Origin of the sequence: Mycolicibacterium sp. 624 (genome assembly GCF_040548615.1) — a bacterium.
Taxonomy (GTDB): Bacteria; Actinomycetota; Actinomycetes; order Mycobacteriales; family Mycobacteriaceae; genus Mycobacterium.
Window position 1 is genome coordinate 847,371 of the sequence record NZ_JBEPRZ010000002.1, and the last position, 13,219, is coordinate 860,589.

11 protein-coding genes are annotated in these 13,219 nt (G+C 67.5%); 2 read left to right on the forward strand and 9 right to left on the reverse strand.

Translation table 11 applies throughout. The features are described from left to right. Positions 1-2: 2 nt before the first annotated feature. Genes ABIA65_RS11095 through ABIA65_RS11125 form a run of 7 tightly spaced genes read right to left on the reverse strand, consistent with a single transcriptional unit; the run spans position 3 to position 8,009 of the window. Positions 3-1,400: an NAD-dependent succinate-semialdehyde dehydrogenase gene (locus ABIA65_RS11095; RefSeq protein ID WP_241403269.1), complete on the reverse strand. Its 1,398-nt coding sequence runs from the start codon at positions 1,398-1,400 to the stop codon at positions 3-5. 55 nt (positions 1,401-1,455) lie between these two features. Beyond that, the gene (locus tag ABIA65_RS11100) at positions 1,456-1,884 is read right to left on the reverse strand and encodes a type II toxin-antitoxin system Rv0910 family toxin (protein WP_241403268.1); all 429 of its coding nucleotides are present in this window, start codon (positions 1,882-1,884) and stop codon (positions 1,456-1,458) included. Positions 1,885-1,888: 4 nt separating this feature from the next. After that, positions 1,889-2,104: an antitoxin gene (locus ABIA65_RS11105; protein ID WP_241403267.1), complete on the reverse strand. Its 216-nt coding sequence runs from the start codon at positions 2,102-2,104 to the stop codon at positions 1,889-1,891. Between the two features lie 36 nt (positions 2,105-2,140). Then, positions 2,141-4,531, reverse strand: a complete 2,391-nt coding sequence (locus ABIA65_RS11110) for a cation-translocating P-type ATPase (RefSeq protein ID WP_241403266.1) — start codon at positions 4,529-4,531, stop codon at positions 2,141-2,143. Beyond that, entirely contained in the window at positions 4,528-6,147 is a 1,620-nt protein-coding gene (locus ABIA65_RS11115; protein WP_354523525.1) for a serine hydrolase domain-containing protein, read from the reverse strand. Before ABIA65_RS11115 ends, ABIA65_RS11110 begins: the two co-directional genes overlap by 4 nt. A gap of 18 nt (positions 6,148-6,165) precedes the next feature. After that, positions 6,166-7,275 carry an MBL fold metallo-hydrolase gene (locus ABIA65_RS11120; RefSeq protein WP_241403264.1) on the reverse strand — a complete coding sequence of 370 codons (1,110 nt, stop codon included), beginning with the start codon at positions 7,273-7,275 and terminating at the stop codon, positions 6,166-6,168. Continuing rightward, positions 7,275-8,009, reverse strand: coding sequence for an enoyl-CoA hydratase (locus ABIA65_RS11125; protein WP_241403263.1), 735 nt, complete (start codon positions 8,007-8,009; stop codon positions 7,275-7,277). Before ABIA65_RS11125 ends, ABIA65_RS11120 begins: the two co-directional genes overlap by 1 nt. 38 nt (positions 8,010-8,047) lie before the next feature. Here ABIA65_RS11125 and ABIA65_RS11130 point away from each other — a divergent pair, with 38 nt between their 5' ends. Beyond that, positions 8,048-9,520 (forward strand): carboxyl transferase domain-containing protein, encoded by a 1,473-nt coding sequence (locus ABIA65_RS11130; protein WP_354523526.1) that lies wholly within the window; start codon positions 8,048-8,050, stop codon positions 9,518-9,520. 20 nt (positions 9,521-9,540) lie between these two features. Here ABIA65_RS11130 and ABIA65_RS11135 read toward each other — a convergent pair whose 3' ends face one another. Together ABIA65_RS11135 and ABIA65_RS11140 are read right to left on the reverse strand one after the other, a co-directional pair. Further along, complete coding sequence (locus ABIA65_RS11135; RefSeq protein ID WP_241403261.1) at positions 9,541-11,535, reverse strand: YhgE/Pip domain-containing protein; 1,995 nt, start codon at positions 11,533-11,535, stop codon at positions 9,541-9,543. A 14-nt stretch (positions 11,536-11,549) separates the two neighbouring features. Further along, positions 11,550-12,203, reverse strand: coding sequence for a P-loop NTPase family protein (locus tag ABIA65_RS11140; RefSeq protein WP_354523763.1), 654 nt, complete (start codon positions 12,201-12,203; stop codon positions 11,550-11,552). Between the two features lie 195 nt (positions 12,204-12,398). Here ABIA65_RS11140 and ABIA65_RS11145 point away from each other — a divergent pair, with 195 nt between their 5' ends. Then, positions 12,399-13,085, forward strand: a complete 687-nt coding sequence (locus ABIA65_RS11145; protein ID WP_241403260.1) for a hypothetical protein — start codon at positions 12,399-12,401, stop codon at positions 13,083-13,085. Positions 13,086-13,219: the final 134 nt, after the last annotated feature.

Here is a 13,219-nt window from a genome sequence, read left to right on the forward strand (position 1 = left end):
AGTTAGTCCGCCACGTAATACAGTCGCTTGTTCACGAACTCGTCCATACCCAGCGGACCGAGTTCGCGGCCGAACCCGCTGCGCTTGACCCCGCCGAACGGCACCTCCTGGCCTTCGTTGGCGGGCGCGTTGACGTTGGACATACCCGACTCGAGACGCTGCGCGATCTTCTCCGCACGCTCCCGGTCGGTGCTGAACACCGCCCCGCCCAGCCCGTAGTCGGAGTCGTTGGCCAAAGTCAGCGCCTCCTCGTCGCTGTCCACGGAGTACACCACCGCGACGGGCCCGAACAGTTCCTCGCGGTAGGCCCGCATCTCCGGGGTGATACCGGTCAGGACCGCGGGCGAGTAGTAGGCGTCAGGACCCTCGCTCAGCACACCGCCCGCGTGCAGCGTCGCACCCTTGGCCACGGCGTCCTGAACCTGCTCGTGCAGGATCTCGGCGGCCTTGCGCGATGACAGCGGCGCGAACGTGCCCTCCGCGGACTGCGCCGGGTCGCCCGGCTTGAGGTCCTTGGCGCGCTCGACCAGACGGCCGACGAAGGCATCGTAGATGTCGTTCGTGACGATCATCCGCTTGTTCGAGTTACAGGCCTGACCGGTGTTCCCAATCCTGGTCTCCCACGCCAGATCAGCCGAGGCCGCCACGTCGTCGGAGTCGAGCACCACGTACGCGTCGGATCCGCCGAGTTCCAGCACGCACTTCTTGAGGTTCTTGCCTGCCAGTGCCGCCACCACCGACCCGGCACGCTCCGATCCGGTCAGCGACACCCCGACGATGCGGCGGTCGGCGATGATCTTCTCGATCTGCCCATAGGACGCGAACAGGTTGACGTAGACACCGTCCGGGACGCCTGCCTCGTCCATGATCTCCTGCACCGCCAGTGCGGACTTCGGCACCGACTCGGCATGCTTGAGGATTATGGTGTTGCCCAGCACCAGGTTTGGCGCCGCGAACCGCGCGATCTGGTAGAAGGGGTAGTTCCAGGGCATGATGCCGAGCAACGGCCCGATCGGCAGCTTCTGAACGTAGGCCCTGCCGTGCGCAAGTGTCCGGATCTCCTGCTCGGACGCAAACCCGGGGCCCTCGGTCGCGAAGTACTCGAAGATGTCGCCACAGAAGTCGGCCTCGCCGACCGCCTCGGGCAGCGGTTTGCCCATCTCCTCGGTGGCGATGGCGCCGAGCCGATCCGCCTGCTCCCTGAACAGGTCGGCCACGCGGCTGACGATCTTCGCCCGCTGCGCGATCGGGACGGCCTGCCAGGACCGGTATGCCTCGGCGGACTTGGCAAGCGTGGCCTCGACCTCCGCGTCGGTGGCGAAGTCGAACTCCTCGCCCACGACACCGGTCGCCGGGTTCACGACCCGGTAGGTGGGTTGAGTGGAAACTCCTGCGGTCATCAAACTGCTCCCTCTGCTTGGTAGGTCAACGCTAGCCGTGCTGTCTCGGCCGCGTTCACGCGAATACGGTCTTGAAGTTCTCCAGAGACTGCTGGATATCACCCTTGAGCGCGCCGGCCACCGCCATCCCGATGGGACCGAACAGTACGCCGCCGAGATGCACGTCGAACCTCACGGTCGACCCGGTTTCCGTCGGGGTGATCTTCGCGATCAGCTTGATCTTGACCCCGCCCTTGCCGTCGCCGTTGAGGGTCATCGACTCGGGTGGCCGGTAGTTGACGATCTTCCAGGTGACGCGGTTCGCCATACCCTTCACCTCGATGATGGACACCAGTTCGGTGCCCTTCCCGATGGTCTCGGGCAGCGCATTGCGCCACACCCGATGAACCGTCAGCCACTCCTTGTATCGCGACAGGTCCGAAGCCGCCTCCCACGCCTGATCCGGCGACATGGGGACGTCGACCGATACGGAAAGCTTCGCCATCCCTCTACGACTGCGGCGGTGCGGGTGGCGAGGCTGGCGGCTGCCCCGGCTGCTGGGTGTTGTCCACGGCCTTCTTCGCGGCCTCCTGCACCTTGTCCACGTGCTGGGTGTACTTACCCTGCGTCTTCTGGTCGACGATGTCGCCGACCTTGTCGATGGCGGAATCAACCTTGTCCGCGTTCTGCGATACCAGGTTCTTCACCTTGTCCAGAAATCCCATGGCTTCACCTTAATCCCGCACCCCCACGCCGCGCCTCTATTGCTCCGGGGCCTTCCACAACCGTCGCTGCTCGCCGAGCAGTCTGCCCTGAACCCACCAGGTCACCTCGATGAGAACCGCACCGACGGCGCCGATGACTAGCGCTGTCGTCGTCACCGCGAGGTTGGATGGATCCAGCATGAACTGTTCGCGGGCCAGCGGGATGGAGAAGATGACGACGTAGGACAGCGCCGCGACCGCGACCAGCGCCACCCGCCACCACTCATAGGGCCGGGCGACCACGGCCAGCACCCAGATGGCGCTGACCAGCAGCGTCATCAGCGCCGCCGTGGAGGCCTGCGTCTGCTCGGTCAGCGTCGCAGCCCGGCCCTGGTAGGCCAGCAGGTAGGAGGCGAACGTCGCGATACCGACCACCAGACCCGACGGCAGCGCTGCCGTCATCACTCGGCGGACGAAACCGGATCGAGCACGTTCACTGTTGGGGGCCAGCGACAGGATGAAAGCCGGGATCCCGATGGTGAACCAGGCCGCGATGGTCACATGAATCGGCTGGAAGGGGAACGGCAGCGGATCGGTGCCGAAGATCTTGGACGCCAACCCGCCCAGACCAACCAGCATGGCCAGTATCACCGAGTAGACCGTCTTGGTCAGGAAGAGATTCGATACCCGCTCGATATTGCCGATCACGCGGCGGCCCTCGCCGACGACGTACGGCAGCGTCGCGAACTTGTTGTCCAGCAACACGATCTGGGCCACCGCACGCGACGCCGAACTACCCGAACCCATCGCGACACCGATATCGGCGTCCTTGAGCGCCAGCACGTCGTTGACGCCGTCGCCCGTCATTGCCACCGTGTGGCCGCGGGACTGCAGCGCGTGCACCATCGACCGCTTCTGATCGGGGCGCACCCGACCGAACGTGGTGTACTCCTCCAACGTGTCGGCGAGTTCGTCAGCCTCGGCGGGCAGCTTGCGCGCGTCGATCGTCTCGCCGTGCAACCCGAGCGTGCCGGCCACCGCACCCACCGAGACGGCGTTGTCGCCGCTGATCACCTTGACCGTGACCTTCTGCGACGCAAAGTAATCCAGCGTGTCACGGGCATCGGGGCGGACCCGCTGCTCGAGCACCACCAACGCGACGGGCGTCACCTCGCCGGGCGCGTCGGACGCGTCAACCGGGCGGTCGCAGGACCCCAGCAGGAGCACTCGCAGGCCCTTGGCGCCGATCTGTTCGGCCTCCTCGGCCTGCGGTGAGGCGGGATCGAGCAGGACGTCGGGGGCACCGATCACCCAGTTGCCGTGCTCGCCGTAGGAGGCGCCACTCCACTTGGTCGCAGACTTGAACGGTGCCGCCGCGGTCTGCACCCAGCCCGGCGGCGTGTCGTACGCCTCGCCGATGGCGGCCATACTGGCGTTCGGCCTGCTGTCGTCGGCGGCCAACTGCGCCAGCACATGTGCGACGTCGCCCGCGGTTTCCAGGGCCACCAGATCACTGACCCGCATACCGTTCTCGGTCAGCGTGCCGGTCTTGTCGGCGCACACCACGTCGACGCGCGCCAGACCCTCGATCGCCGGAAGTTCCTGCACCAGGCACTGCCGTCGGCCGAGCCGCACCACCCCGACCGCGAAGGCGATCGACGTCATCAGCACCAGCCCCTCGGGCACCATCGGCACCAGCGCTCCGACCATGCGCAGCACCGACTCCCGCCATCCCGCGTCGGTGGTGAACAGCTGGGTGTAGATGATCAGCAGGCCGGCCGGGACCAATAGGTAGGTGATGAACTGCAAGATCTTGTTGATGCCGCTACGCAGTTCGGACTTCACCAGGGTGAACTTGCTGGCCTCCTCGGCGAGCTTGGCGGCGTACGCCTCACGCCCGACCTTGGTGGCACGGTAGGCGCCGCCGCCGGCGACCACGAAACTACCCGACATCACCATGTCGCCGGCGTCCTTGGCGATGGGATCGGCCTCGCCAGTGAGCAGGGACTCGTCGACCTCGAGGTTGTTCTCCTCGAGGATCACGCCGTCGACCACGATCTGATCGCCGGGCCCGAGTTCGATGACGTCATCGAGCACCACTTCGCTGGGCATCCGCGGTCCGGTACCGGACTGCCTGCGCACCAGCGGCTTTGCCTGGCCGACGATGGCGAGCTTGTCCAGCGTCTGCTTGGCACGCAACTCCTGAATGATGCCTATCGCGCTATTGGCGATGATCAGCAGACCGAACAGCCCGTTGATCAGCGACCCGGTGGCCAGCACGATGAGGAACAGCACGCCAAGGATCGCGTTGATACGCGTGAACACGTTGGCGCGCACGATCTCCGACACACTGCGCGCCGCACGCGCCGGGACGTCGTTGGACTTGCCCTCAGCCACACGCTGGGCGACCTCGGCATCGGATAGGCCGAGTGCTAGGACGCTGGTCACCGGGCCCCCTTGGTGAAGGTGCCCAGCTTGTCCTCGTCGTAGAACTCCAGGATCAGGCGGTCACCGTCGAAGGTGGCCTTCGAGATGGTCCCGGGTGGTGCGTTCTCGCCGGTGGGGATGAAGGTGAACACGTTTCCGTCCCAATGTGTCAAGTCGAGTTTGTCGCGCGGGCCCAGCGCCACGGTGAGCTTCCCGTTCGCGTCGGCGATGGTGGCCGGACCCCAGTACGAATTGCCGTAGGTGCCCACCAGTGTCGGCGTCGGGGGTGCCGGAGCGGGCTTCTCGGGCCGCGCCTTGCCCGCGAGCACGCCCAACGGGTCCGCCATGTCCTTGAACGCGTTGTTGTACAGCCCGCGCCAATCCTCCCGGACCTCACCGAACTGGACCAGATCGGCGAACTCCGCGGTCAGTGTCTCGGGAATGCCTGCGGGCGTGCCGTTGGTGAGCGCGACGATGGCGACATCCGCCGAGGGCAGGATGAGGAAGTTGGTGCCCGCGCCGAGCTGGAAGGCCCCTGAATGGCTGAGCTGAACCCGGGCGGCGGCCGTGGTGCCGACGTTGAAGCCGTAGCCGTAGAAGCCCGAGCGCGCCGCGGGCTCCGACGCCGGGGCGGACACGATCTGCGGGGTGACGGCTGGTAACAGCGCCTTGGGGTCGACGATCTGCTGACCGTTATAGCCACCGTCGGCCAGCATCATGGTCAGCCACTTGGTCATATCGTTGGCCGAACTGCTGACTCCGCCTGCGGGCGACTCGGCCTGCGCATCGCGGACGAAGAGCGGCTGATAGGAGCCGTCGGTGCGAATGTGGCCGACGGCCTTGTCGGTCCTGGCCTCATACGCGGAGAAGCGCGACGTCGTCGACGTCATGCCCAGCGGTCCGTACAGCACGTCCTGGCTGAGGTCCTCCCACGACTTGCCCGCGGCGACGGCGGCCGCCTCGGCACCCGCGGTCACACCGAAGTTGGTGTAGGCGTACGAGATCCGGAACGGATCCAGCGGAAGCTGGCGCAGATGCTCGAGCACGTACCGACGGTCATAGCCCAGGTCCTCGAGCAGATCGCCCGCGTGATCGGGCAGCCCGGAGCGGTGAGAGTACATATCTCCAATCGTCACCATCTTCGTGACGGCCGGATCGGCCAGCGTGAACCAGGGCAGCTTCTCGGCGATCGGGGTGTCCCAGCTGATCGCGCCGACCCCGACCTGATGCGCGATCACGGTGGCGCCGAGCGGCTTGGACAACGATGCCAGCTGAAACACCGTGTCGGCGTCCACCTTGTTGGCGGGATCGTCACCATTGCGGACATCCTTGACGCCGAAGCCCTTTGCGTACACGGTCTTTCCGCCATGCACCACAGCGACCGACATGCCGGGGATACCCGAACTCTTCATCAGCTCCTCGGCGATGCCGTCGAGCTTGGCCACCGCGTTGTCGACGGCGTTCTCCGGCAGCGGCATCGCGGGCACCAGCGGCGGCGGAACGGCGGACGGCGCCGCGCTCGGCGGCGGCGGTGGGCTCGCCGGCTCGGCGGACTTCTGCGACGGGGTGCAGCCCACCAGCAGGGCCAGCGCAGTGGCTGACGCGATGAGCGGAGGGATCAAGCTCGAAGGACGCACCCCAAGAACGCTAGCCGGTCAGCTGCGCCACCACGGGTCCAACACGACCGCCGCCTCCCGTTCGACACGCTCGCCGGGCCTGGGTATGGCGAGGGCGACACCCTCGTCGGCAGCGGCGGTGAGCAGGCGCTCGACCGGCTCGGACCACGGGTGTGGGGCGAGCCGGAAGGTAGCCCAGTGAATCGGCACAAGCAGGCCGGCGTCGCTGACATCGCGATGCGCGCGGACGGCGCCCTCGGGATCCATGTGGATGTCGAGCCAGCCAGGATGGTAGGCCCCGATGGGCATCAGCGTGACGTCGAACGGGCCGTGGTCGGCGCCGATGTCAGCGAAGCACTTACCGTAGCCGGTGTCCCCGCCGAAGAAGGCCCGGTGCCGCGGTCCGATCACCGCCCACGACGCCCACAGGGTGACGTTGCGGTTCACGAAGCGTCCGGAGAAGTGTCGGGCTGGTGTGCACACCAGCGTCAGCTCGCCGAGCTGAGCGCTCTCATTCCAGTCGAGCTCGACGATGCGGTCATCCGGGATGTGCCAGGCGCGCAGGTGCGCGCCAATACCCAGCGGCACAAAGAACTTCGACCGCTGAGTGCGGGCCAGCACCTTGATGGTGTCGACGTCGAGGTGGTCGTAGTGGTCGTGGCTGATGATCACCGCGTCGATCGCGGGCAGCTGCTCCAGCGGCGCGGGCACCGGGTGCAGGCGCTGCGGTCCGACGACGCGCGACGGTGAGCACCGATCGCTCCACACCGGGTCGGCCAGGACGCGATAACCGTCCACCTCGATGACCGCCGATGAGTGCCCGTACCAGGTGACGGCCAGATCGGCGGCGGGTAGACCCGCTTCGGGCGTGACCAGCGGTACGGGTGAGGGTGGGCGCTGGGCCGCACCATTGCCCATCACCTCGCGGGCGAGCATCCACTGCTCGCGACGCGTGAGGTCGAAGGTGGAGGCGGGTTCGAGGTTGACGAAGACCCCGTCGCGGTAGTTCGGGGAACCCTGGGCCACCGCGCCGATCTCCACCGGCGACGCGCCCAGCGCCGACGGCGCACCCTGCAGCGCGCGCAGCACCCAGCCGCCACCGACGAGCGCGGCCGTGCCGCCGACCAGCCGCACCGCCTCGCGCAGCATTAGGCGCCCTTGAAGTTCGGCGGCCGCTTCTCGATCCGGGCTACCTGCGCCTCGATGATGTCGTGGCTGGTCCAAGCCTTGTCGAAGAGTTCCTGGTGAATGGGGTGCGGATCCTCGTAGGCGCCGTCGTCGTTGAGCACCCGTTTGGCGTGCTGCAGCGCAAGGGGCGCGAAGCCGGCGATCTCAGCGGCCCATGCCTGCGCGTCGGCCAGCGTGCCGATGCGGTTGGCCATCCCGGTCTGCAGGGCGTCGTCGGCGCTGAGGCGCTCGGCGGCCAGCAGCATGCCGCGGGCCCGACCCGCTCCGACGAGCGATGTCAGCCGGCGGATGCTCCAGTTGTCCAGCGCGATGCCGTACTTAGCCACGGGGAACTGGAAGTACGCCTCGGGAGCGACGACGCGCAGATCGCAGATCATCGAGAGGATGACACCGGCGCCGATGGCCGGCCCGTTGACCGCGCCGATGACGGGAACCGGCGCTGCGTCGATCGCGAGGTTCAACGCCTTGGCCTTATCGGGTAGCTCGTCGGCCACGCCCTGTCCGCCCGAGAGGTCCGCACCCGAGCTGAACACGTGGCCCCCGCCGGTGATGACGATCGCCCGAACGTCTTGAGCAGCGGCCTTCTCGATCTCCTCGCGCAATCCGTCGACCAGTTCGCTGTTGAGTGCGTTACGTCGCTCGGGACGCTGCATCTCCAAGGTCAGCACGGCACCGTCGCGGGTCACATCAATCATGGCAATCAGGATATAGAGCCAGCCGATAATCTCTCTGTGTGAGCCGCATCGGAGCCGTCGAATTACGTGATGCCGTCCTCGATGAGGGTTCGTTCCGTAGCTGGGACGCCGCACCCGTGGACGTGCCCGCCAATGACGCGTACCGACGGGAACTCGCCGACGCGTCGGCTGCCACGGGCCTCGATGAGTCCGTCCTGACCGGCGAGGGCACGGTGTTCGGCCGCCGCATCGCCGTCGTGGCCTGCGAGTTCGACTTTCTCGCCGGGTCGATCGGGGTTGCCGCGGCCGAGCGCATCACGGTCGCCGTCGAGCGGGCCACCGCCGAGGGCCTGCCGCTGGTGGCGTCGCCCAGCTCGGGCGGTACCCGCATGCAGGAGGGGACGGTCGCGTTCCTGCAGATGGTCAAGATCGCCGCCGCGGTCGAGCTGCACAAACGGGCTCACCTGCCCTACCTGGTTTATCTGCGCCACCCGACCACCGGCGGCGTGTTCGCATCGTGGGGTTCGCTGGGGCATGTCACCGCCGCGGAACCGGGCGCCCTGATCGGCTTCCTCGGTCCGCGGGTGTACGAGCACCTCTACGGCGAGCCCTTCCCCGCTGGCGTTCAGACCGCCGAGAACCTGCAACGCCACGGCGTTATCGACGGTGTTGTCCCGCTGGATCTGCTGAGGCGGACACTCGACCGCGCGCTGAAGGTAGTCGCCGACGCGCCCGGACCACCGCCTCCCGCACCCGAGGACGAGCCGTTGGCCGACGTTCCCGCCTGGGATTCGGTCGAGGCGTCGCGGCGGCCCGAGCGGCCCGGTGTCGGCTACCTGCTGCAGCACGGAACGACGGAGCGCGTACTCCTGTCGGGTACCGGCGAGCAGGGTGGGGCGGCCACGACGCAACTCGCGCTGGCGAGGTTCGGCGGGCAACCCGCGGTGGTGCTGGGGCAGGAACGTGTCGGCGGGCTCGTCGGCCCGCGGGCGCTGCGCGAGGCGCGACGCGGTATGGCGCTGGCGGCCGGGCTGCGTCTGCCGCTGGTTCTCCTCATCGACACCGCGGGGCCCGCGTTGTCCGCCGACGCCGAGCAGGACGGCCTGGCTGGGGAGATCGCACGCTGCCTTGCCGACCTCGTCACGCTGGACACCCCGACGGTATCGGTGCTGCTGGGCCAGGGCAGCGGCGGTCCCGCACTGGCGATGGTGCCCGCCGACCGGGTGTTGGCCGCCCTGCACGGCTGGCTGGCGCCGCTGCCACCCGAGGGTGCCAGTGCCATCGTCTACCGCGATGTTGACCATGCGCCGGAACTCGCTGCCGCACAGGGCATTCGGTCTGTCGACCTGATGCGCAACGGGATCGTCGACGCCATCGTGCCCGAACACCCCGACGCCGCCGACACGCCGGAGGATTTCACCGCACGCCTGTCGGCGACGATTGCCGGTGAGCTACACCGGCTGCGCTCGGTGCCAGGCGATGAGCGGCTGGCCCGCCGGCTGCGTCGCTACCGGCGGATCGGCCTGCCCTGACGGTTTCGACGGTGTGGCGCTCACACCTCGATGGGCGGGTGTAGTCGCTCCATCGTGTATAGGCGGTTACGTCTGGCGGCCCAGGCGCTGGCCGCCAGCGACGCCGCAAGGACACCGACCAGAACGGTGATCGCGATCCACAGACGCGAGTCGATGCCACCCACCGTCAGTTGGCGTAAACCGTTGACCGCGTATGTCATCGGATCGAACGGGTGGATCACCCTAAACGGTGCGGCGGTGGTCTCCACGGGATAGATTCCGCCCGCCGACACCAGCTGCAGCATGAGAAACGCCAGGGTGAGCACCCGGCCGACCGCGACGCCGAAGACCGCGTTGAACGCCTGGATCAGCGCCAGGAACGCCGCGGCGACCAACACCAGGAAGGCGACGGTGGCCAGCGGGTACTTGGCCTGCAACCCGACACCGAAGTGCACGACGGCATACATCACGACCACCTGGCACAGTGCCAGCACCAAACCGGGCCAATAGGACGCCAACACCACACGCAACGCCCCGAGCCCGTTGACGATGGGACGGGACTGCAACGGCGTCAACAGCATCCAGATGATGAGCGCACCGATGAACAGCGCGAGCGGCAGGAAGAACGGCGCGAAGCCCGTGCCGAACGTCGACGCCGGATTGGTGTTCACCTCGTCCAGCGCGACAGGAGCCGACAGGGTGCGCGCGACGTCAGTGCGCTGCGCGGGCGTCCACGACGGCACCTGGGCAGAACCCTCCCGCAGCTTGGTGGCCAGCTCCTGCGACCCCGCCTGCAACTGCTCGGTGCCTCCTGCGAGTTCTGTTGCGCCCGAGGCCAGCCGGCCGCCACCCGCGGCGAGCTGCACCAGACCGGAGTTCAACTGCTTCGCCCCCGAGTTCAGCTGGTCCACACCGTCGCGGAGCTTGACCACATCCGCGCGCAGACCACCGTTGAGCGCTCTGGTCATGAAGGTGCGCAACGTGCTGTTGGGATCGCCGAGCTCGTTCTCGAGGTGGGTGGCGCTGTCGCGCAGGCGAATCAGGCCGTCATCGGTGGCCGGGTCGATACCCTGGGCTTTCAGCAGCCGTTGCGCACCGGCGAGGACGCCGCCCATATCTCGCACCGCCGGGTCCGGGTTGGACTGCAGGAAACCGACGGTCTGGTCCACGATCGCCGCGGCCTGCGCGTAGTCGATATTCAGCGCTGCGAGGCGATCGGTGGTCGAGCGCACCGCTCCGCTGAGCCGCTGCGCGGCCATGCCGACCTCGTTCGGGTCGAGTTGCAGGTCCCCCACCCGGTCGAGGACGTGAATCAGCGGGTTGATCGCGGTGTTGACGGAGGTGTCCAGCTTCTGTGTGCCCGCCGCGAGTTGGGCGGAGCCGTCCCGCGCCGTCACCAAACCGGCTGCCAGCGTTCGTGATCCGTCGGCGAGCTGTTGAGCCCCGTCGTTGGCGGCGCCCAGTCCGCTCGCGAGTTGTTGTGCGCCGTCGGACGCCTTGACCAGTCCCGCCCCGGCATCGGTCAGGCCGGTCAGCACGGTGCCGACGGTCTGCTCGCCGATCTTGGCGTTGACCTCGTTGAGCACCTCACGCGCCGCGTTCTGGCCGATGATCGACGCCAGATAGTTGTTGGCGTCGTTGAAGGTGAACCGGATCTTCGCCTGCTCGGGATGCGATCCCGACGGCGAGGCTATGTCGGCACTGAACTCCTCCGGCAGCGTTATCGAGAAGTAGTACTTTCCCGATGCCACACCGGCGGCGGCGTCGGCCGCTGACACCTGGTGCAGCTGCAGCTGTCCGGAGTCGATGAGAGCCGATGCCACCTCGTCGCCCGCGTTCGTCTGATGGCCCTGCACTTGCGCCCCACGGTCTTCGTTGACGAGCGCCACCGGGACCTTGCTCACCTCCGCGAACGGATTCCAGAATGCCCAGAGGTACATCGCTCCGTACAGCAGTGGCATGAGAATGATGGTGATCAGGGCGATACGGGGCAGCACGCCTCGGGAGTACCGCTTGACGTCGGTGCCGAGTGACATTCCTGCGAGCATGGCTACCGAGCCCCCTTCTGCTGACCCGCGAGTTCGGCGGGTTCGGTGATTGCGACGGGGATCTGTGTGCACCCGGGCGCCTCGCCCTGGGGGTTGGCCGCGCTGGTGATCACGGTCTGGCTGGCGCCCAGTTCGATCAGGCGGTCCAGCAGCAGCGCGCGGTCACCGTCGACGGCCACCGCGTCGAGGCTGCCGACCACCAGCAGTCGCGGGTCGGTGGTGTTGGCGAGGGCAACGCGGAGCAGGGTCTCGTCGAGTTCGGTGAGCTGGTCGACGAATGCATCCAGATGTGGGAGCGGGAGATCACCGAACACGGGCTCACACACCCGTCTCAGATCGGTGTCATCGGCGCGCCAGATCAGCTTGTACCAGCTGGCATTCCATCGCAGCTTCTCGGTGAGAAGGTCGCGAACGGTCACCGATTCCGGGACGCTGTCGATGTCCTCGATGCCCGCCAGCGCTGACACCGCGAAGGACTCCCGGGCGTTCGTCATCCCGAACACTGTCAAGGAGCCCTCCACGGGACGCATCCGGCTCGCCAGGGTCATCAGCAGCGCGGTACGCGCCGTGCCGGGCGGACAGATCAGCACCGTCACCCCACCCTCGGCGATGTCGAGGTCCACCGGGCCGTACACCGGGCCCCACGGGCCGCGCATCCTGATACCGCGTGCAGACACCGCGGCGGGCGCCTCTGGTATCTCTGGCGACTCTGGTGCTGTGTCGTCGGGGCCATCCTGAGGTTCCACCCGTCAATCTCAGCACAACCGCAGCTCACGGGCGGGCTGTCGGTGAATTGATCACCGTGGCAGAACCTTTGGGATGTACGTCACGGTCATGGCATTCTGGGAGTGATGGAGGCCCTCCTGCACTTCGCCGGTAACTTCTGGTGGCTGATATTCCCGCTGGGCGGGGTGATCGGCGGCGGGGTCAAGGCCGTCGCCGCGGCCAATGAACGACGCGCCGAACGACGGCTGGAGCGGTACCGGATCAAGCAGCAGACCAAGGTGGCCGTCGCCGAGGCGGCTCGGCGGGCCCGCGGTGACGAGGCGGGTGCGCGACGGGAGCTGGGACGGATCGTCGCGCAACACGACGCCACGAACGCGCGGTGGCTGGACTACGAGATGGATGTTGCCAAACTGCTCGACTTCCCGATGATGACCGATATGCGCGAGCCGCTGACCGTGGCGTTTCACAAGGCCCGTAGCCGCGCCGACCTGGTCCGCCCCGTGGACGTCGACAGTGTCGACCGCGATGACGCGCTGGACTACCGCGACGCCGTACTCGAATACGCGGCATCGTTCGACGTGGCCGAGGCCGAGGCCGTCCGCCGTCGGCGTAGCGACTTCTCCGAGGAGGCGCAGGAGCGCCTGCAGCGCGCTCAACGCCTGTTGCGGGTGGCTGAGGACGGTGCCGCCACCCAGCAGGAACGCCAGAACGCCTACGCGCGGGCACGCGTTGAACTCGACGGTCTGATAGTCCTGCCCGCCGTGACACGCCTGGCCATCGAGCGGGGCATTGCGGGCGAGATCGAGGCCTAACCCTCGAGGCGAGTCTAGACCGCGCCCCTACCCCTGGACTCCGACAAATTCGGTGTGCAAATGCCGAGTTATCCACAGTCGCGGATTCATCCACAGATCGCCACAACCAGCGACTTTCCTTCTGCCGCGAGCCC